Raw genomic sequence first — 20,371 nt, 5'->3', positions numbered from 1 at the left:
ACGTTCGCGAAGGAGGGCGGCCGGATCGGCAGCGGCGCCCTCGGCAGCGGGCAGGGCGGAGTCGGCCGATGTGTGCGCTGACCCCGCTCCACCCCGCCCTGCCCGCAGGACCCTTCCGAAGACCACCTGACCTGCCGGGCGCGCCCTAGAAGGGCGCGTACCGCCCCGGCCCACCGAGAGGAACCCCTCCCGTGCTGCCTGCCGCTCGTCCCCGCTCCACCGCCCGCCGCCTGCTGGCGGCGGCCGCCACCGTCCCGCTGCTGATCGGGGCGCTGGGGGCCTGCGGTTACGGGTCCAAGGCGCCGAAGAGCACCAAGCCGGTGGCGGCGAAGGGCCCGAAGACGGACGGCCTGGACTCGGTACGGATCGGCTACTTCGGCAACGTCACGCACGCGACGCCGATGGTGGACCGGCAGAAGGGCTTCCTCCAGAAGGAGCTGGGCGGCACGCAGGTCAAGCCGTACATCTTCAACGCGGGTCCCGCGGAGATCGAGGCGCTGAACGCAGGGACGATCGACATCGGCTGGATCGGGCCGTCGCCGGCGATCAACGGGTACGTGCAGTCGCACGGCAACAACCTGAAGATCATCGGCGGCTCGGCCTCCGGCGGCGTCTCGCTCGTGGTGAACCCGAAGAAGATCAAGTCCCTCAAGGACCTGAAGGGCAAGCGGATCGCCACCCCGCAGCTCGGCAACACCCAGGACGTCGCGCTCCTGAACTACCTGCACGAGAAGGGGTACCAGGTCGACCCGGACACCGGTAAGGGCGAGGTCGGGGTCTTCCGGCAGGACAACAAGGAGATCCCGAACACCTTCCGGCAGGGCGGCGTGGACGGCGCGTGGGTGCCCGAACCGACCGCGTCCAAGCTGGTCGCCGAGGGCGGCCGCACGCTGCTGGACGAGAAGCAGCTCTGGAAGGACGGCAAGTTCGTCATCACGAACATCGTCGTCCGGCAGCAGTTCCTCAAGGAGCACCCCAAGGCCGTCGAGGCGGTGCTGCGCGGCTCGGTGAAGACCAACGACTGGATCAAGGGCCACCCGGGCGAGGCCGCGCAGGCGGTCAACACCTCGCTCGCCGACCCCAAGGTCTCCGGCACCCGGCTGCCCGACCAGGTGCTCAACTCCGCCTTCCGCAACGTCGAGGTCACCGACGACCCGCTGGCCGCCACCCTCAAGGACGAGGCGCGGCACGCGGTCACGTCCGGGCTGCTCAAGAAGCCCGACCTGCACGGCATCTACGACCTCCGGCTGCTCAACAAGGTCCTCAAGGCCGAGGGCAGGCCCCCGGTCGGCGCCGCCGGACTCGGCGCGCAGTAACCGATCGATCCGTACGGTTCCCAGGAGGTGACACCGATGACGACCCCTACCCTCACCCAGCAGGCTGTCACGGCCGGCAAGCAGGAGACGGCGGGCTACGCGGCGCGTATCGACCACGTCTCGAAGTCCTTCGGCCGCCCCGGCGCGCAGCAGCACGTACTGGACGACATCACCGTCGATGTCGCGCCGGGCGAGTTCGTCTGCCTCCTGGGCGCGTCGGGCTGCGGCAAGTCCACGCTGCTCAACCTCGTCGCGGGGCTCGACAAGCCGACCGCCGGGACCATCGACGTGCCCGGCAGCCGCCCGGCCCTGATGTTCCAGGAGCACGCGCTCTTCCCCTGGCTCACCGCCGGCAAGAACATCGAACTGGCCCTGAAGCTGCGCGGTACGCCGCGTGCCGACCGCCGCGACGAGGCCGAACGGCTGCTGGAGCTGGTACGGCTGAAGGGCGCCTACGGCAAGCGCGTGCACGAGCTGTCCGGCGGTATGCGGCAGCGGGTCGCGATGGCCCGCGCGCTCGCCCAGGACAGCGGACTGCTGCTGATGGACGAGCCGTTCGCCGCGCTGGACGCCATCACCCGTGACGTGCTGCACGACGAGCTGACCCGCATCTGGGAAGAGACGAACCTCTCCGTCCTCTTCGTCACGCACAACGTCCGCGAGGCGGTCCGGCTCGCGGAGCGCGTCGTGCTGCTGTCCTCCCGGCCCGGGCGCATCGCCCGCCAGTGGGAGGTCGACATTCCGCAGCCGCGCCGCATCGAGGACGCCGCCGTCGCCGAGCTCTCCGTAGAGATCACCGAACAGCTCCGTGGGGAGATCCGCCGCCATGGCCAGCACTGAGACCACCACCGAGACCCGCAACGCGGCCGACGCCAAGGCGGCGGGCGCGCGCGGGGCCGAGACCGCGGGGCTGGAGGCCGGGCTCGACGCGCTGGAGACGCAGGCCGTCAGCCGCCCGCCCGTGCTGCGCACGCTGCTCTCCAAGGTCGTGCCGCCCGTCGTCGCCGTCGTGATCGTGCTGGCCCTGTGGCAGCTCGCGTACCACTTCGAGCTCAAGGCGCACTACCAGCTGCCCAGCCCGCTGGACGTGTGGGGCTCGCTGCGGGAGAAGTGGCTGGAGGGCACGCTCCTCAGCTACGTGTGGGAGTCGGTCTCGCGCGGCGCGCTCGGCTTCGCCGCCTCGCTGGTCATCGGCACGCCGCTGGGCCTGCTGGTGGCCCGGGTCCGCCCGGTGCGCGCGGCGATCGGCCCGATCCTCTCCGGCCTGCAGTCGCTGCCGTCGGTGGCCTGGGTGCCCGCCGCGATCATCTGGTTCGGCATCACCGACGCCACGATCTACGCGGTCGTGCTGCTGGGCGCGGTGCCGTCCATCGCCAACGGCCTGGTCTCCGGCGTGGACCAGATCCCGCCGCTCTTCCTGCGCGCGGGCCGCACGATCGGCGCGACCGGCATGAAGGGCGTACGGCATGTCCTGCTGCCCGCCGCGCTGCCCGGGTACATCTCCGGCCTCAAGCAGGGCTGGGCGTTCTCCTGGCGCTCGCTGATGGCCGCCGAGCTGATCGCCACCTCGCCGGACCTCGGCGCGGGCCTGGGCCAGCTGCTGGACCAGGGCCGGGTGGGCTCGGACATGTCCCTCGTGCTCGCCGCGATCCTGCTCATCCTGATCGTCGGCATCGGCATCGAGCTGCTGATCTTCGCCCCCATCGAGCGCCGCGTGCTGCGCAGCCGCGGACTGCTCCCCAACGCCCGCTGACACCTGTCGGCCCTGTCGAAGGAAACCACCGCCATGCGACCCCATCTGCTCGCCCCCACGACCGGCACCGCCTCGGCCGCCGGCCGGTGCGGGCTGCGCGAGCGGCCGGCACTGCTGGTCGTCGCGCACGGCAGCCGGGACCCGCGGCACGCGGCGACCGTCGGCGCGCTGTGCGAACGGGTCCGGACGCTCCACCCGGAACTGCGCGTCGAGGTCGGCTATCTGGACTTCAACGCGCCGAGCGTGCCGCAGGTGCTGGAGCGGCTGCACGCGGACGGCGTACGGGAGGTGGTGGCGCAGCCGCTGCTGCTCACCCGCGCCTTCCACGCCAAGACGGACATCCCTTCGGTGCTGCGCGAGACCTGCGCGCGGCTGCCCCGCCTGAGCGTCCAGCAGGCCGACGTCCTCGGCCCCGCGCCCCTGCTGGTGGGCGCGCTGGAGCGGCGGCTCACCGAGGCGGGGCTCAGCCCCGCCGACCGTGCCTCGACCGGGGTCGTACTGGCCTCGGCGGGCTCTTCAGACCCGGAGGCGATCGCAGTGATCGCTGAAATCGCGCGGGAGTGGCGGCGTACCACTGGTTGGTATGCCGTGCGGCCTGCGTTCGCCTCCGCATCCCTTCCCCGCACGGAGGACGCCGTGCGGGAACTGCGGGCCGAGGGCGTCGAGCGGATCGCCGTGGCGCCGTACGTCATCGCGCCCGGCCGGCTGCCGGACCGGATCGTGGCCGGGGCCCGGGAGGCGGGCGCCGATCTGCTCGCCGACGTGCTGGGCCCGGCGCCGGAGCTGGCGCATCTGCTGGCGCTGCGGTACGCGGAGACGCTGCGCCGGCCGGCGCCGGCGATGACGGCCTGACCCGGGGCTATGCCTGCCAGTGGGCGGGGTGCACGAGGGACTCGGGCAGCCGGGTCCGGGTGTCGCCCCGCGCCGCGTTCAGCTGTGCCTGGGTGAGGAAGACGGCGCCGGTCAGGTCGGCGCCGCTCAGGTCCGCGTCCCGGAGGTCCGCGCCGATCAGATCGGCGGAGCGGAGGTCGGCGCCCGACAGGTCGGCCGCTATCAGACACGCGCCCCGGAGGCAGGCGCCCTGAAGCTTCGCTTTGTGCAGCCGGGCGCCGAAGAGATCGGCGCCGCGGTGGTTCTTCTTCTTGCCGGGCACGGCTGCCCGCACGAGCTCTCCCGCCCGTACGAGCAGCGCGTTGACCTCCTCGCGGACCGCTCCGGCGTCCAGCTCGGCGAGCACCTCGGCGGGGCTCAGCGTGAGGCTTTCCAGGTTCTGGGAAGCGCGGCGGAGCCCAGCGTGCGCCGGCCGGCACTCGGGCCGGTCCAGCGCCTCGGTGACGTACGCGAGCAGCTCGTGCAGCTGCCGCATCACGGGGAAGACCGCGAACATCTGCCGGGCCGTGCCGGGGTGCTGCCGCCAGTCCCGTCCCCCGAACGTCACCTGCGAGACCTTCTGGCCGGCGCCGAAGCAGTCGAAGACCGTACAGCCGCGGAAGCCCTTGTCCCGGAGCTGTGCGTGGATGCCGCAGCGGAAGTCCGCCTGAAGGTTCTTGCACGGCGTACCGGCGTCCTTGTCCGCCGCGAAGTCGTTCGAGGCGGCAAAGGGCAGCGCCACGCAGCACAGGCCGAAGCATTGGGCACAATTCGCCTGGAGGTCGGCTGAGGGCATTCCGGTTCGTTCTCCTACCGCGGGTCGAACTCCCATTCTCCCCCACGGCCGCCGCCGGGTCAGCGCACCCCGAAGGAGTGCACGGTCGTCGTCCGGTAGGTCTGCCCCGGGCGCAGCACGGTGGCCGGGAAGGCCGGCCGGTTCGGCGAGTCGGGGAAGTGCTGCGTCTCCAGGCAGAGGCCGTCGGCCTGCCGGTAGAGCGCGCCCGAGGTGCCGCGCAGCGTGCCGTCCAGCCCGTTGCCGCTGTAGAACTGCACGCCTGGTTCGGTGGTGGCGATGTCCATGACGCGGCCCGACGCCGAGTGGGCGAGGGTCACCGCGTGCTCGGGGGCGGCCGTGACGCCCTTGTCCAGTACGAAGTTGTGGTCGTAGCCGCCGCCGAAGACGAGCTGCTGGTGGCCCCGGCGGATGTCCTGGCCGATCGGCTTGGCCCGCCGGAAGTCGAAGGGGGTGCCGGCCACCTTCGGCAGCTCGCCGGTGGGGATGAGGGTCTCGTCGACGGGTGTGTAGCGGGACGCGGCGATCCGCAGGGTGTGGCCGAGGACGTCGCCGCTGCCCTCGCCCGCCAGGTTGAAGTAGGTGTGGTTGGTGAGATTGACGACCGTGGCCCGGTCCGTCGTCGCCTCGTACGCGATGCGGAGGGCGCCGCGGCGGTCGAGGACGTAGTCGACGCGGACGGACAAAGTGCCGGGGTAACCCATCTCACCGTCCGGACTGACGCGCCGCAGAGTGAGACCGCTGCCGTCCCCGCCGGCGTACGGCTCGACGTCCCACACCCGCTTGTCGAAACCCTGGTCGCCGCCGTGCAGGCTGTTCGGACCGTCGTTGACGGGCAGCCGGTACGTCCGCCCGTCGAGGGTGAAGGTGCCGCCCGCGATGCGGTTGCCGTAGCGGCCGATGAGGGCGCCGAAGTACGTCCCGGCGGTGAGGTAGGGGGCGAGTTCGGCGAAGCCGAGCGACACATTGGCCCGGCGGCCGTGGCGGTCGGGGAGCTCCAGGGTCTGGACGATGCCGCCGTAGGACAGCACACCGAGCCGGGTACCGCCGCTCTCCACCGTCCAGCGGTCGACGCGGGTGCCGTCGGGGAGGGTGCCGAAGTGTTCCTTGCGGGGGCGGCCGCCTCGCGCGGCGGGCGCCGCGGCGAAGGCCGGTCCGGTGCCGACGGCGGTCGCGGCGAGCCCTGCCGCCGCCGCGGCCATCACGGTACGTCTGCTGGTCGTCATGGCTGTCCTGCCTTCTTGGTGGGGATCAAGAACCGGCCTTGCGCTTGTTGTAGATGTCGAAGCCGACCGCGGCGAGCAGCACCAGCCCCTTGATGACCTGCTGGTAGTCCGTGCCGATGCCGACGAGCGACATGCCGTTGTTGAGGACGCCGAGGACGAGGCCGCCGATCACGGCGCCCATCACCGTGCCGACGCCGCCGCTCATCGAGGCGCCGCCGATGAACGAGGCGGCGATCGCCTCCAGTTCGAAGTTCAGACCGGCCTGTGTCGTGCCCGCGTTCAGCCGCGCCGCGTACACACAGCCCGCGAGCGCCGCCAGTACGCCCATGTTCACGAAGACGAGGAAGGTGACGCGCTTGTCCTTCACGCCCGACAGCTTCGCCGCCGCCTTGTTGCCGCCGAGCGCGTACACATGGCGGCCGATCACGGCGTTGCGCATGACGTACCCGAGGGCGAGCAGCAGCGCGCACATCACCAGCATCACGACCGGTACGCCGTGGAAGCTCGCCAGGGTCAGCGTGAAGGCGACGACGGCCGCGGTGAGCGCGACGCACTTGGTGACCCACAGCCCGGTGGGCAGCACGTCCAGCTCCAGGGCGAGCTGGCGGCGCCGGTCCCGCCACTCCCGCAGCAGCAGGAAGACCACGGCGGCGAGCCCGAGGAGCAGGGTGGGGTTGTGGTACTGGGTGTACGGGCCCATCTCGGGGATGAAGCCCTTGGCGAGGTTCTGGAAGCCCTCGGGGAACGGGGCGATGGACTGGCCCTCGAGCACGATCTGCGTGAGGCCGCGGAAGAGCAGCATGCCGGCCAGGGTGACGATGAAGGACGGGATGCCGACGTAGGCGATGAAGAAGCCCTGCCAGGCACCCGCGACCGCGCCGATCAGCAGGGACAGCACCAGTGCCAGCACCCAAGGCACGTCCTGTTTCACCATCATCACCGCCGACATGGCGCCGACGAAGGCGACCAGTGAGCCGACGGAGAGGTCGATGTGGCCCGCGATGATGACGATCATCATGCCGATGGCCAGGATCAGGATGTAGCTGTTCTGCTGGATCAGGTTGGAGACATTGTTCGGCAGCAGCAGCGTGCCGTCGGTCCATATCTGGAACAGCACGACGATGAAGGCCAGCGCGGTGAGCATGCCGTACTGGCGCATGTTGTTCCGCACGCTCTGCACCAACAGCGCGCCGGCCGAGCGGACGGCGGACGGCACCGCGGCGTCGGAGTCCTTGGGCGGGGTGGTCGTGGTCGTCATCGCGGGCCTCAGCTTCTGTTCATGGTCATCTGGCGCATCAGGACTTCCTGGGTGGCGTCAGCACGGGCGACCTCACCGGTCAGCCGGCCCTCGGCCATGGTGTAGATCCGGTCGCACATGCCGAGCAGCTCGGGCAGTTCGGAGGAGATGAAGAGCACCGCCTTGCCCTGTGCCGCGAGCCGGTCGATGACGGTGTAGATCTCGTACTTGGCGCCGACGTCGATGCCGCGGGTCGGCTCGTCGAGGATCAGTACCTCGGGGTCGGCGTGGATCCACTTGCTGAGCACGACCTTCTGCTGGTTGCCGCCGGAGAGCCGCCCCACCTGCTCGAAGACCGTGGGCGCCTTGATGTTCATCGAGGTGCGGTAGCGCTCGGCGACGGACCGCTCGTGGTGTTCGTCCACGGCGCCCCGGCGCGTCATGCCGCGCAGCGAGGCCAGCGAGATGTTGCGGTGGATGGTGTCGATGAGGTTCAGGCCGTACTGCTTGCGGTCCTCGGTGACATACGCGATCCCGGCGGCGATGGCGGCGGGCACGGTCGCGGTGTTCACCTCGCGGCCGCCGACCGCCACCGTCCCGCCCTCGTGGATCCCGTACGAGCGGCCGAAGACGGACATCGCGAGTTCCGTGCGGCCCGCGCCCATCAGGCCCGCGATGCCGACGATCTCGCCGCGCCGTACGGTCAGCGACGCGCCGTCGACGACCTTGCGGGTCCGGTCGACGGGGTGCCGCACGGACCAGTCGCGTACGGTCAGCGCGATCTCCCCGGCGTCCGCGCCCTCGTACGCGGTGCGGTCGGGGAAGCGGTGGTCCAGGTCGCGGCCGACCATGCCGCGGATGATGCGGTCCTCGGACAGCTCCGCCGCGTCCTCGGGGCGCTCCCGCACGGTCAGCGTCTCGATGGTGCGGCCGTCGCGCAGGATCGTCACCGCGTCGGCGATCTCCCGGATCTCGTTCAGCTTGTGGGAGATGATGATGCAGGCGATGCCCTGGTCGCGCAGCTCGCGGATCAGGGCCAGCAGGGTGGCGCTGTCCTCGTCGTTGAGGGCCGCGGTCGGCTCGTCGAGGATGAGCAGCCGCACCTCCTTCGACAGCGCCTTGGCGATCTCGACGAGCTGCTGCTTGCCGACGCCGATGTCGGCGACGGGGGTCTGCGGGTTCTCGCGCAGCCCGACCCGCTTGAGCAGCTTCGCGGCTCCGCTGAGGGTGGTGGGCCAGTCGATGAGGCCGCGCCGGCCCTGCTCGTTGCCGAGGAAGATGTTCTCCGCGATCGAGAGGAAGGGGACGAGCGCCAGCTCCTGGTGGATGATCACGATGCCGCGCCGCTCGCTGGCGTTGATGTCCTTGAAGGCCACCGGCTCGCCCTCGAAGCGGATCTCGCCCTCGTAGCTGCCGTGCGGATGCACCCCGCTGAGGACCTTCATCAGCGTCGACTTGCCCGCGCCGTTCTCCCCGCAGATCGCGTGGATCTCGCCGGCCCGCACGGTCAGGGTCACCTCGGAGAGCGCGGTGACCCCGGGGAAGGTCTTGGTGATGCCGCGCATCTCCAGTACGGGGCGCTCGGACGTGCCGTCGCGGGCCGTCACTTGAGCTGTCCCGCGGTGAAGTAGCCCTCGTCCACGAGGAGCTCGGTGTTGGACTTGTCGACGGAGACCGGGTCGAGCAGGTAGGCCGGGACGATCCGCTTGCCGTTGTCGTAGTCGGTGGTGTTGTTGACCTCCGGCTTCTTGCCGGTGAGCACCGCGTCGCCCATCTGGACGGCCTGCTTGGCGAGCTTGCGGGTGTCCTTGAAGACCGTCTGGGTCTGCTCGCCCCGGGCGATGGACTTCACCGAGGCCAGCTCGGCGTCCTGGCCGGTGACGACCGGCAGGTCATCGCCGCGGTAACCGGCGCTCTTCAGCGCGGAGATGATGCCGAGCGACATGCCGTCGTACGGCGAGAGGACCGCGTCGACCTTCTGGTCGCCGTAGCTCTTGCTGATGAGGTCGTCCATGCGCTTCTGCGCGATGCCGCCGTTCCAGTCCTGCGTGGTGGCCTGGTTCATCTTCGTCTGCTTGCTGCGCACGACGAGCTGTCCGGAGTCGAAGAAGGGCTTGAGGACCTTCATGGCCCCGCCCCAGAAGTACTTCGTGTTGTTGTCGTTCGGCGAGCCGGCGAAGAGTTCGATGTTGTAGCGCTCACCCGCGTTCTTGTCGGGCTTCTTGAGCTTCAACCGGTCGAGGATGTACTGCCCTTGGAGGCGGCCGACCTTCTCGTTGTCGAAGGACGCGTAGTAGTCGACGTGCGGCGTGCCCAGGATGAGCCGGTCGTACGAGATCACGGGGATGCCGGCATCGTTCGCGCGCTGGAGGACCTCGGTGAGCGCGGAGCCGTTGATCGCCGCGACCACCAGCAGCCGGTGGCCCTTGGTGATCATGTTCTCGATCTGGGCGACCTGGTTCTCGACCTTGTCGTCGCCGTACTGGAGGTCGGTCTTGTACCCGGCCTTCCGGAACTGCTCGGCCATGTTCTTGCCGTCGGCTATCCACCGCTCGGAGGACTTGGTGGGCATCGCCAGGCCGATGGTGCCGCCCTTGCCGGCGTCCGGCTGGTAGCGGCTGCCTCCGCGGGCCTCCTGACCGCAGGCGGTGAGCGAGCCGATGAGGAGGACGGCGGCCAGGGCGGCGGCCGGGCGGAGCGGGGTGGTGCCTACGGGTGCAGCAGTACCTTCCCGGCGCCCGGCGCCATCGCCTCCGCGAAGCCCTCCAGCGGCAGGCGGTGGGTGACCAGCGGCAGCAGGTCCAGCAGCCCGGCGTCGAAGGCGCGTACGGCGTGGGCCCAGGCGGCGGGCGGGGCGCCGAAGACGGTCCGTACTTCGGTCTGGCGGACGACCAGCTCGGTGGGGTCCAGGCCGGTGGCGCCCGGGGCCGGGAGGCCGGTGAGGACCAGCCGGCCGCCGCGGCGGAGCAGTCCAGCCGCGGTGCGGGCCGCGTCGGCCGATCCCGCGGCCTCGATCACGACGTCGAAGTCGTCCGGCAGCGGCTCGTCCGCCGTACGGAAGGAGGTCGCCCCGAGGTCGTGCGCGAGCTTCTCCCGGTCCCGGCCGAGGCCGACCACCAGCAGCTCGGCGGGCGATCCCGCGGCCAGGAACTGTACAGCGATCATGCCGAGCGTGCCCGTGCCGACCACCGCCACCCGCTCCCCCGGCCGCGCCTCCGCCTTCAGCGCCGCGGCCGCGACGCAGGCGGCAGGCTCCAGGAGCGCAGCGGCGGTGAGGTCGGCGCCGTCGGCGAGCGGGTGCAGCAGCCGGGCGGGCAGCACCAGCGTGTCGGCCATCGCGCCGGGCTGCGTGAACCCGGTCTCCTCGTACCCGGCCGTGCACAGCGTCGTCTCGCCCGCGTGGCAGCGCGCGCACACCTGGCAGTTGCGGAACCCCTCGCCGACGGTCTTCCGCCCGAGGAGGGCCTCCGGCACGCCGTCGCCGACCGCCTCGACCGTGCCGGACCATTCGTGCCCGGGGATCACCGGATACCGCACGTACCCCTCCGGGCGCGTGCCCCGGTACAGCTCGCGGTCGCTGCCGCAGACACCGGAGGCGTGCACCCGGACGCGGACCTCGCCGGGGCCCGGCGCGGCGGGCCCGACGTCTTCGAAGTGGTACGAGCCGGGCGCGTCCAGGACGAGCGCGCGGCCGGTCACCGGCCCGTCCCGGCGGGGTTGCGCTGCTCCCAGCCCTCGGCCCAGAGGTCGAAGCGGGCCTGCTGCTGCGGGAATTCGGCGGCCGCCTCGGTGTCCAGCTCGACGCCCAGGCCCGGCGCGTCGGACAGCGCGAAGTAGCCGTCGACGACCTGCGGGGCGCCCTTGACCACCTTCTTGATCTCCGCGTCGGCGAAGTCGTTGAAGTGCTCCAGGATCTTGAAGTTGGGGGTGCAGCCGGCGACCTGGAGGGAGGCGGCGGTGAGCACCGAACCGCCGACGTTGTGCGGCGCGACCAGCATGTAGTGGGTCTCGGCGGTGGCGGCGAGCTTGCGGGTCTCCAGGATGCCGCCGAGGTGGCCGACGTCGGGCTGGATGATGTCGACGGCCTGCGACTCGAACAGCTCGCGGAACTCGATGCGGTCGTGGATGCGCTCGCCGGTGGCGATGGGCATGTCCACCTTGGCGGCGACCTTGCTGAGCGCCTTGAGGTTCTCCGGCGGGACCGGCTCCTCCAGCCAGGCGGGCTTGAAGGGCGCCATCTCGTGGGCGAGCCGGACGGCGGTGGCCGGGCTGAACCGGCCGTGCATCTCCAGCATCAGCTCCCGCTCGGGACCGATCGCGTCGCGTACCGCCTCGATCAGCGAGACCGCGTACACGGTCTCCTCGTGGTCGAGTTCGAAGTGCCCGGTGCCGAACGGGTCGATCTTCAACGCCCGGTAGCCGCGCTCGACGACCGCCCGAGCGGCCTTGTGGTACGCCTCCGGGGTGCGCTCGGTGGTGTACCAGCCGTTGGCGTACGCCTTGACCTTGTCGGTGACCTTGCCGCCCAGCAGCTGCCAGACGGGCACCCCCAGCGCCTTCCCCTTGATGTCCCAGCAGGCCATCTCCACGCACGCGATGCCGGACATCACGATCTCGCCGGCCCGCCCGTAGTCGCCGTACTTCATGCGGCGCACCAGGTCCTCGACGGCGAACGGGTCGGAGCCCGCGATGTGGTTGGCCTCCGCCTCGCGGAGGTAGCCGAGCAGCGCGTCGGTGTGGCCGAGCATGCGGGTCTCGCCGACGCCGGTGAGCCCCTCGTCGGTGTGGACCTGGACGTAGGTCAGGTTGCGCCAGGGCGTCCCGACGACATGAGTGCTGATTCCGGTGATGCGCACGGGAGCTGCCCCTTCGCCACGTTCGAAATTTCGTCACACGTTCGAAATGCTGCGAGATAGGTAATGCCACGACGGGAGCCGTGTCAACGGTCCTCGCACGGTTTTCATGGTCGCGCTCATGGGTGTTGACGGAGCGACAGCTCTGACGCAATCCTCACTGGGCGATATCCCGAGCAATGTCCGATATCTCGAACAGTCCGTTCCTTCGCACAGCCCGTCAAGGAGCGCACCATGCCCACCACGGCACCCTCGTCCGCACCCGCAGCGCCACCGTCCCGGCCGCGAAGACGCGGGCGGCTCACCCTCCTCACCGGGGCGCTGACCGTCGCCCTCGCGGTGCCCGCCCTCGCCGCTCCCCCGGCGGCGGCGGAGCCCACCGACTACACCCTCACCGTCGACCCCGCCCGCCAGGGCCCGGCCATCGACGACACCATGTACGGCGTCTTCTTCGAGGACATCAACCGCGCGGCGGACGGCGGCCTGTACGCCGAGCAGGTCCAGAACCGCTCCTTCGAGTACGACCGCGCCGACAACGCCGCCTACACGCCGCTGACCTCGTGGGACACGACCGGCTCCGCGAAAGTGGTCAACGACGACGGCCGGCTGAACGCGCGCAACCGCAACTACCTCTCCCTGCGCGGCGGTTCCGCCGTCACCAACGCCGGCTACGGCACCGGCATCGCGGTGCGGAAGGGCGAGCGGTACGACTTCTCGGTCTGGGCCCGCACCGGCGAGGCGGCGGGCGCGCCGCTGACCCTCACCCTGCGGGACTCCTCTGGCGAGCTGGCCGCGGCGCGCCGCGTCACCGCGCGGGGCGGCTGGGCGAAGTACACGGCATCCTTCACCGCCACCCGCACCTCCGCCACCGGCCGGCTCACCGTCGCCTCCGCCGCCCCCGTCGCGCTCGACATGATCTCCCTCTTCCCCCGCGACACCTACAAGGGCCGCGAGAACGGGCTGCGCAAGGACCTCGCCGAGAAGATCGCCGCGCTCGACCCGGGCTTCGTGCGGTTCCCCGGCGGCTGCCTGGTCAACACCGGCAGCCACGAGGGATACGACGAGAAGTCCGGCTGGCAGCGCAAGCGCTCGTACCAGTGGAAGGACACCATCGGCCCCGTCGAGCAGCGCGCCACCAACGCCAACTTCTGGGGCTACAACCAGTCCTACGGCCTCGGCTACTACGAGTACTTCCAGTTCGCCGAGGACATCGGCGCGATGCCGCTGCCGGTGGTCCCCGCGCTGGTCACCGGGTGCGGCGAGAACAAGGTGACGGACGACCCGGCGCTGCTGAAGCGGCACGTCCAGGACACCCTGGACCTGATCGAGTTCGCCAACGGCCCGGTGACGTCCGAGTGGGGCAGGAAGCGTGCCGCAATGGGCCACCCGAAGCCCTTCGGCCTCACTCACCTCGCGGTGGGCAACGAGGAGAACCTCCCCGACGCGTTCTTCGCCCGCTTCAAGGAGTTCCGCGCCGCCATCGAGGCGAAGCACCCCGACATCACCGTCATCAGCAATTCCGGGCCCGATGACAGCGGCACCACCTTCGACCGGGCCTGGCAGCTCAACCGCGAGAACAAGGTCGACATGGTCGACGAGCACTACTACAACAGCCCGCAGTGGTTCCTGGAGAACAACGAGCGCTACGACTCCTACGACCGCAACGGCCCCAAGGTCTTCCTCGGCGAGTACGCCTCCCAGGACAACCGCTTCCGCAACGCACTGTCCGAAGCCGCGTTCATGACCGGCCTGGAACGCAACGCCGACGTCGTCAAGCTGGCCTCGTACGCCCCGCTGCTCGCGCGCACCGACTCCGTGCAGTGGCGCCCCGACATGATCTGGTTCGACGGACAGCGGTCCTGGGGCTCGACGAGCTACGAGGTCCAGAAGCTCTTCATGAACAACGCCGGCGACCGGGTCGTCCCGAGCACCGCCTCCGGCACCCCGGCCACCACCGCGCCCATCACCGGCGCCATCGGCCTGTCCACCTGGGCGACCGCGGCCGCGTACGACGACGTGAAGGTCACCGGCGCCGACGGGAAGACGCTCTTCAGCGACGACTTCTCGGGCGGCGACGGCAAGTGGACCGAGGGGGCCGGGCGCGGCACGTGGCAGGTCGAGGACGGCGCGTACGTGCAGTCCGACGCCGCGGCCGAGAACACCCTGGTCACCGCGGGCGACCCCGGCTGGCAGAACTACGACCTGCACGTGAAGGCCACCAAGAAGTCCGGCAAGGAAGGCTTCATGGTCGCCTTCGGCGTCAAGGACACCGGAAACCACTACTGGTGGAACCTCGGCGGCTGGGGCAACACCCGCTCGGCGGTGGAGAAGACGGTCGACGGCGCCAAGCAGACGATGGCCGGCACCGAGGACGGCACGAAGATCGAGACCGGCCGGAGCTACGACCTGAAGGTCCAGGTACGCGGGCGGCAGGTGACGCTGTACCTCGACGGCAAGAAGTGGGGCGGCTTCACCGACGACGCCAAGGCCGAGCCCTTCCGCCAGGTCGTGACCGAGGACAAGAAGACCGGCGAGCTGATCGTGAAGGTCGTCAACGCCCAGGACGCGGCGGCCCGGACGCGGATCGACCTCGGCACCGAAGTGGCCTCGACCGCCCGGCTGACCACCCTCCAGGGCGCCCCGGACGCGGAGAACACCGCCGACGCGCAGCCGATCGCGCCCCGGCAGTCGACCCTGCGCGGCGTCGGCCGCGAGTTCACGCACACCTTCCCCGCCCACTCGGTCACGTTCCTGCGGATCAAGAAGACCGGCTGATCCGCCCACCCGCCACGAAGGAGCACCCGATGTCCCGTACCGAACCGAGCCGCAGAGGCGTGCTGCTGGGCACGCTGGCCGTGACCGCGGCCGCCGGGCTGCCGGCCACCGCGGCGCACGCCGCGCCCGCCGACCACCGGCCCGGCCGCCACCGGCCCGCGGCGACGTACCCGAACCCCCTGGTCAGGCAGCACGCCGACCCGCACATCCACCGCCACACCGACGGCTTCTACTACTTCACCGCGACTGTCCCGGAGTACGACCGCATCGTGCTCCGCCGGTCCCGTACGTTGCGCGGCCTCACGGACGCGCACGAGGCCGTGCTGTGGCGCAAGCACGCCACCGGTGAGATGGCCGCCCACATCTGGGCGCCGGAGATCCACCACATCGACGGCCGCTGGTACCTCTACTTCGCGGCCGGCCGGTCCGACGACATCTGGAAGATCCGGATGTACGTCCTGGAGAACTCCCACCCCGATCCCTTCAAGGGCACGTGGACCGAGAAGGGGCGGATCGCCACGCCCTGGGACACCTTCTCGCTGGACGCCTCCACCTTCACCCACCGCGGCCGGCGGTATCTGACCTGGGCCCAGCAGGAGCCGGGCATCGTCAACAACTCCAACCTCTACATCGCCCCGCTGGCCAACCCCTGGACGCTCGGCGGCCCGCCGGTACGGCTCTCCTCGCCCACGCTGGACTGGGAGACCCGCGGCTTCAAGGTCAACGAGGGGCCCTCGGTTCTCATCCGCAACGGCAGGGTCTTCATGACGTACTCCGCCAGCGCCACCGACAGCAACTACTGCATGGGGCTGCTCACCGCGGACGCGCGCGCCGACCTGCTGGCCCCGGCCTCCTGGACCAAGTCGCCCGTACCGGTCTTCACCAGCAATGAGACCACCGGCCAGTACGGCCCGGGGCACAACAGCTTCACGGTCGCCGAGGACGGCCGCACCGACGTCCTCGTCTACCACGCACGGCAGTACAAGGACATCACCGGCGACCCGCTGAACGACCCCAACCGGCACACCCGCATCCAGCGGCTGGGCTGGCACGCGGACGGCACGCCGGACTTCGGCGTGCCGGTCGCGGACACGGTGCGCTGAGCGGTCCGGCCGCGGCAGCCGGGCGGGGCTGCCGCGGCCGGGTGCGGGTGCGGGTGCGGGCCGGGCGTCAGTCGCGGCGGGTGCGCAGCCCCGCGGACGCGGCCGCCGTGTGCAGGGACCGCAGCGCCAGCAGCAGGATGCCGATGTCGTCGAGGTACACGGGGTCCGGCAGCAGGTCGACCGGGGAGACGAGGTAGAGGACCGCGCCCCAGAACACCGCCTTGTTCTGCACGGGGACGCCCGCGTCGCGCAGCAGCCCGCGGGCGCGGACCAGCCGCACCAGGAGGCGGACGGCGAGGACGACCGTCGCCAGGACGAGCACCCCCGCGACCACCACGACGATCCACGCTTCGGTGCTCATCCCGCCTCCTCGGTCCGCCACCGTGCCATGCCCTCCAGCTTGGCACTCCGGTACGGCGAGTGGTGGCGAGGACGCTCAGGCGCGGCCCGGAAGCGTGGACGCGCGGACCACCAGCTCCGGCGCGAGCACGACCTGCCGGTGTTCGTGGTCCGCCGCCCGGTCGCCGGTCTCCTCGATCAGCATCTCGGCCGCCGTCCGCCCCATGAGCCGGGCGGGCTGCCGTACGGAGGTGAGCGGCACGGCGGCGGCCGCGGCGAACTCGATGTCGTCGTACCCCACCAGGGCGATGTCGTCGGGGACCGCCAGCCCGGCGCCGTAGAGCGCCTGGAAGACGCCGAGCGCGAGCAGGTCGTTGGCGCAGAAGACCGCGGTCGGCCGGGGCGACATGCCCAGCAGCCGGGCGCCCGCGTCCCGGCCCGCCGCGACGTCCATCCGCTCCGCCTCGATGTGCCGCAGCGCCGACTCCGGCAGGCCGCTCTCGCGCAGCGCCTGCAGCGCCCCCGTCCGCCGGTCCTGACACTGGGTCAGGAACATCGGTCCGCTGACGTAGACCAGCCCCTCGTGACCCTGCTCGACGAGATGCCGGGCGGCCAGCGCGCCGCCGGCCACGTCGTCCACCGAGACCGAGCAGCCCTCCGCGCTGCCGAGGACCCGGTCGACGAAGACGAGCGGGATGCCCCGCGGCCGGAAGCGCGCGAGCGTGCCGCCGGTCAGGTCGGCCGGCGTGATCAGCACGCCGCGCACCTGCTGTTCGGCGAAGAGGGAGAGGTACTCCGCCTCCTCGGCCGGGCTCTGGGCGCTGTTGCAGAGCATCACGCCCAGCCCCTCCTTGCGCGCGGCGCGCTCCGCGCCCGCCGCGACGTCCACGAAGAAGGGGTTGCCCATGTCCAGCACGAGCAGCGCGATGATCCGGCTGCGGCCCGCGCGTAGCTGGCGCGCCGACTCGCTGCGGACGTAACCCAGCGCGGTGATGGCCGCCTGCACCCGCTCGCGGGTCTCCTTCGCGACCATGTCGGGACGGTTGATCACATTGGAGACCGTGCCGATGGAGACGCCGGCCTGGCGTGCGACATCCTTGATACCCACCGTGTGCGCCACACCCGCCATGCTACGCACTCCGCCTTTCCCGCTCGACGCCGACGGCCGCCGCGCCCCGTGGGGGCGAGCGCGACGGCCGGCAGCTGCGCCCGGCGTTCCGGTACCCGGCGCGAATGTCGAGGGTTGTCTGCTCGACCTACTCGATGTGCCGAGGGTTTACTCGACGACCTTCAGGAGCTTGTTCGGCGTGCCCTCACCCGGGTTGGAGATCTTGTCCGGGGTGGCGCCCTCGGTCAGCGCCGTGGCGACGTCCGCGGGCTTGGCGTCCTGGTGGCCGGCCAGGTAGACCGCGGCGGCACCCACGACGTGCGGGGTGGCCATCGAGGTGCCCGAGATCGTGTTGGTGGCGTCGTCACCCTCGTTCCAGGCCGAGGTGATGTCGGAACCGGGGGCGTAGATGTCGACGACACTGCCGAAGTTGGAGTAGTCCGCCTGCTTGTCGTCCTTGTCGCTGGCGGCCACCGTGATGGCGTCCTTGACGCGGGACGGCGAGCCCTGGCCCGCGTCGGTGGACTCGTTGCCCGCCGCGACGCCGAAGGTGACACCGGCGTCGATGGCCTTCTGCACGGCCGCGTCGAGCGCTTCGTCCGCGCCGCCGCCGAGGGACATGTTGGCGACCGAGGGGCCCTGGTGGTTCTCGGTGACCCAGTCGATGCCCGCCACGACCTGCTCGGTGGTGCCGGAGCCCTGGTCGTCCAGCACGCGGACGGCCACGATCTTGGCCTTCTTGGCGACGCCGTGCGCGGCACCGGCGATGGTGCCCGCGACGTGCGTGCCGTGGCCGTTGCCGTCGTCGGCGTTGTCGTCGCCGTCGACCGCGTCGAAGCCGGAGGCCGCGCGGCCCTCGAAGTCCTTGTGCGAGACCCGGACCCCGGTGTCGATGACGTACGCGGTGACGCCCTCACCCGCGGCGTCCGGGTAGTTGTACTTGCTGTCGCCCGCGGTGTCCTCCTGGTCGACGCGGTCCAGGCCCCACGACGGGGGGTTGTCCTGGGTCGCGTCGATGGAGAACTTCTTGTTCTGGACGACCTTGTCGACGGCCGGGTCGGCGGCGAGCCGCTTGGCCTCGGTCTCGCTCAGCCCGGTGGCGGAGAAGCCCTCCAGGGCCGCGCTGTAGGAGCGCTTGACCTTGCCGCCGTACTCCGCGGCGAGGTCCTTGTTCTCGGCCGCACGGGCCTGGTCCTTGAGCATGACGATGTAGCTGCCGCTGACGGCGGTCTTGGCGCTCGCGCCGTAGATCCTGCCTTCGGCGGGGCTGGCATCGGCGGTGACCGCGGTGACGGCCGCGATGCCGGTCGCGGCGACGACGGCGGTTATGCCGGTGATCAGCCGCTTCTTGCTGGAACGCTTGTGAGCCATAGCGAGGGTTCTCCTCGTTTGGTGGTGTGGGGGGAAAGCGTTGCGTTGTAGTCCGGTCGCACGAGAAAATCTGCGCCGGACTGGCTCGAAACCCTGACTGATTGACGCGTCCAATTCAAGACTCCCCCACGGGTGTGACATAGGCAACAACCTTGCAAAAATGCAAATACCGTCACACCCGGTCAAATTGAGCACCTGAGTTGACTCCGGTTGCCTCAACTCCCGTTACAATCCGGCAACATCAGGCAACAAGTGCCCTTCCGGAACGGCTGGTGGGTGGGGCTGGTAGCGGACGCCTGGTGACGGGTGCCGCTCAGCGCTGGTAGCGGGCGAGGACGAGATTGCCGTCGTCGACGAGCCGGGACCGCAGCTCCGTCAGACCGATCGCGCCGCTGTAGTACTCCTGCAGCCCCGGCGTGGCGATCTTGTCCTTCCACTCCGGATAGCCGCGTACGGTCTGCGCGGGCGCGGCCCGCAGCGTGCCGGCCAGCGCCGTGCCCGTGGCCCAGCCGTACTCGGCCACCCGCAGCCGGGGGTCGCGCAGCGCCTCGGTGCCCGTGGGCAGCATCCAGTCGCCGAGCGCCAGCCGCACCATGTTCTCCGGGCGCAGCAAGAAGGCGAGGAACGCCATCGCCTCCTTCTTGCGCGGGCAGTCGGCGGCGATCGAGAGCGTCTGCGGGCTCACCCCCTGGGCGTGCGCGCTCCCCATGGGCGCCGGCAGCACCGTCCACTCGAACCCCTTGGGGGCTTGTTGAGCGATCTGCTGCCGGTACGAGAAGCCGAGCGGCACCATCGCGTACCGCCCGGCGAAGAACCCGGGGAGCGTGTCCGAACCGCCCATGCCGAGCGTGGCGCGGGCCGCGCTGCCGTCGGCGTGCACCTGGTCGCGGACCGTCCGCGGCACGACCTGGTCGGCCGCCTCGAAGCGGATCTCGGCACGGCCGTCGGCGCGGCGGTGGAAGAGCCGGCCGCCGGTGGACAGCGCGAGGTTCAGGGTCGCGGAGACCGGCTCCTTCAGGGGCCAGGCGACGCCGTATCGGTGTCCGTCGCCCCTCGGCGCCTCCCGAGTCAGCGCCTTGGCCGCCGCCCGGAACTCGGCCCAGCTCCAAGGGTGCTCCGGGGTGGGCACGCGCACCCCGGAGGCGGCGCGCAGCAGCTTGCGGTTGGCGATCAGTACGCGCGGCTCCTGGAGGAACGGCACCCCGTAGAGCCGCCCTTGGAAGGTGCCGGTCCCCAGGCTGTGCCGCGGGATGTCGGCGGCGAGCCGGTCCGGCAGCAGGCCGGTGAGGTCGGCGAGGTAGCCGCCGTACGCGAAGTCCGCGAGGTCGTCAGAGGCGTCGTGGATGATGTCCGGCGCCTCGCCGCCCTCGAAGGCGGTCACCAGCTGGTCGTGGACGGTGGGCCAGGCACCCTGCACGTACTCGACGGGGCTGCGGGGGTGCTGCCGGTTCCACTCGGCGACCAGCGCCTTGTTGGCCCGTACGGACTCCGCCTGCCAGGCCAGGGACTGGAAGCGCAGGGGGCGGCGGGGACCGGACGCCCGGGAGCCTCCGGAGCAGCCGGCCAGTACGGAGGCGGCGCCGAGCACGGGGGCGGCCGCGGCGCCCAGGAACGTACGGCGGCGCAT

At 71.0% G+C, this 20,371-nt stretch carries 17 protein-coding genes; 6 read left to right on the top strand and 11 right to left on the bottom strand.

What is annotated here, in order from left to right; translation table 11 throughout:
• Positions 1–194: 194 nt before the first annotated feature.
• The 4 genes from CCS38_RS22165 (at position 195) to CCS38_RS22150 (ending at position 3,921) form a co-directional block, all read left to right on the top strand.
• On the top strand, positions 195–1,316 hold the full coding sequence (locus tag CCS38_RS22165) for an aliphatic sulfonate ABC transporter substrate-binding protein (RefSeq protein WP_223735059.1): 1,122 nt from the start codon (positions 195–197) through the stop codon (positions 1,314–1,316).
• A gap of 36 nt (positions 1,317–1,352) precedes the next feature.
• Positions 1,353–2,156, top strand: a complete 804-nt coding sequence (locus CCS38_RS22160; protein WP_223735054.1) for an ABC transporter ATP-binding protein — start codon at positions 1,353–1,355, stop codon at positions 2,154–2,156.
• Positions 2,143–3,069 (top strand): ABC transporter permease, encoded by a 927-nt coding sequence (locus CCS38_RS22155; RefSeq protein WP_223735053.1) that lies wholly within the window; start codon positions 2,143–2,145, stop codon positions 3,067–3,069. The genes CCS38_RS22160 and CCS38_RS22155 overlap by 14 nt, the downstream gene beginning before the upstream one ends.
• A 93-nt stretch (positions 3,070–3,162) precedes the next feature.
• Positions 3,163–3,921, top strand: a complete 759-nt coding sequence (locus CCS38_RS22150; RefSeq protein ID WP_223735058.1) for a sirohydrochlorin chelatase — start codon at positions 3,163–3,165, stop codon at positions 3,919–3,921.
• A gap of 7 nt (positions 3,922–3,928) precedes the next feature.
• Here the strand turns inward: CCS38_RS22150 and CCS38_RS22145 are convergent, their stop codons facing one another.
• Genes CCS38_RS22145 through CCS38_RS22115 form a run of 7 tightly spaced genes read right to left on the bottom strand, consistent with a single transcriptional unit; the run spans position 3,929 to position 12,051 of the window.
• A complete protein-coding gene (locus tag CCS38_RS22145; protein ID WP_223735052.1) occupies positions 3,929–4,771 on the bottom strand; it encodes a pentapeptide repeat-containing protein in 843 nt (280 codons plus the stop codon).
• A 23-nt stretch (positions 4,772–4,794) separates the two neighbouring features.
• Positions 4,795–5,958, bottom strand: coding sequence for an aldose epimerase family protein (locus CCS38_RS22140; RefSeq protein ID WP_223735051.1), 1,164 nt, complete (start codon positions 5,956–5,958; stop codon positions 4,795–4,797).
• 25 nt (positions 5,959–5,983) lie between these two features.
• Positions 5,984–7,216, bottom strand: a complete 1,233-nt coding sequence (gene mmsB / locus CCS38_RS22135; protein WP_223735050.1) for a multiple monosaccharide ABC transporter permease — start codon at positions 7,214–7,216, stop codon at positions 5,984–5,986.
• A gap of 8 nt (positions 7,217–7,224) precedes the next feature.
• Positions 7,225–8,760 (bottom strand): multiple monosaccharide ABC transporter ATP-binding protein, encoded by a 1,536-nt coding sequence (gene mmsA / locus CCS38_RS22130; RefSeq protein WP_223735057.1) that lies wholly within the window; start codon positions 8,758–8,760, stop codon positions 7,225–7,227.
• Between the two features lie 38 nt (positions 8,761–8,798).
• A complete protein-coding gene (gene chvE / locus CCS38_RS22125; RefSeq protein WP_372457129.1) occupies positions 8,799–9,875 on the bottom strand; it encodes a multiple monosaccharide ABC transporter substrate-binding protein in 1,077 nt (358 codons plus the stop codon).
• 29 nt (positions 9,876–9,904) lie between these two features.
• Positions 9,905–10,894 (bottom strand): zinc-dependent alcohol dehydrogenase, encoded by a 990-nt coding sequence (locus CCS38_RS22120; protein WP_223735048.1) that lies wholly within the window; start codon positions 10,892–10,894, stop codon positions 9,905–9,907.
• Positions 10,891–12,051: a mandelate racemase/muconate lactonizing enzyme family protein gene (locus tag CCS38_RS22115; protein ID WP_223735047.1), complete on the bottom strand. Its 1,161-nt coding sequence runs from the start codon at positions 12,049–12,051 to the stop codon at positions 10,891–10,893. The genes CCS38_RS22120 and CCS38_RS22115 overlap by 4 nt, the downstream gene beginning before the upstream one ends.
• Before the next feature lie 231 nt (positions 12,052–12,282).
• Here CCS38_RS22115 and CCS38_RS22110 point away from each other — a divergent pair, with 231 nt between their 5' ends.
• Positions 12,283–14,823, top strand: coding sequence for an alpha-L-arabinofuranosidase family protein (locus CCS38_RS22110; RefSeq protein ID WP_223735046.1), 2,541 nt, complete (start codon positions 12,283–12,285; stop codon positions 14,821–14,823).
• A gap of 29 nt (positions 14,824–14,852) precedes the next feature.
• The gene (locus CCS38_RS22105; RefSeq protein WP_223735045.1) at positions 14,853–15,926 is read left to right on the top strand and encodes a glycoside hydrolase family 43 protein; all 1,074 of its coding nucleotides are present in this window, start codon (positions 14,853–14,855) and stop codon (positions 15,924–15,926) included.
• Positions 15,927–15,993: 67 nt separating this feature from the next.
• Here the strand turns inward: CCS38_RS22105 and CCS38_RS22100 are convergent, their stop codons facing one another.
• From CCS38_RS22100 to CCS38_RS22085, 4 genes are all read right to left on the bottom strand, one after another.
• A complete protein-coding gene (locus CCS38_RS22100; protein ID WP_223735044.1) occupies positions 15,994–16,287 on the bottom strand; it encodes a YkvA family protein in 294 nt (97 codons plus the stop codon).
• 75 nt (positions 16,288–16,362) lie between these two features.
• Positions 16,363–17,385 carry a LacI family DNA-binding transcriptional regulator gene (locus tag CCS38_RS22095; protein WP_372457128.1) on the bottom strand — a complete coding sequence of 341 codons (1,023 nt, stop codon included), beginning with the start codon at positions 17,383–17,385 and terminating at the stop codon, positions 16,363–16,365.
• Between the two features lie 156 nt (positions 17,386–17,541).
• Positions 17,542–18,744, bottom strand: coding sequence for a S8 family peptidase (locus tag CCS38_RS22090; protein WP_223735042.1), 1,203 nt, complete (start codon positions 18,742–18,744; stop codon positions 17,542–17,544).
• Between the two features lie 313 nt (positions 18,745–19,057).
• Entirely contained in the window at positions 19,058–20,371 is a 1,314-nt protein-coding gene (locus tag CCS38_RS22085) for an ABC transporter substrate-binding protein (protein WP_223735056.1), read from the bottom strand.

The sequence above is a fragment of the Streptomyces purpurogeneiscleroticus genome (genome assembly GCF_020024005.1).
In the GTDB taxonomy this organism is placed as follows: domain Bacteria; phylum Actinomycetota; class Actinomycetes; order Streptomycetales; family Streptomycetaceae; genus Streptomyces; species Streptomyces purpurogeneiscleroticus.
This window is presented reverse-complemented; position numbering and strand designations above follow the sequence as displayed.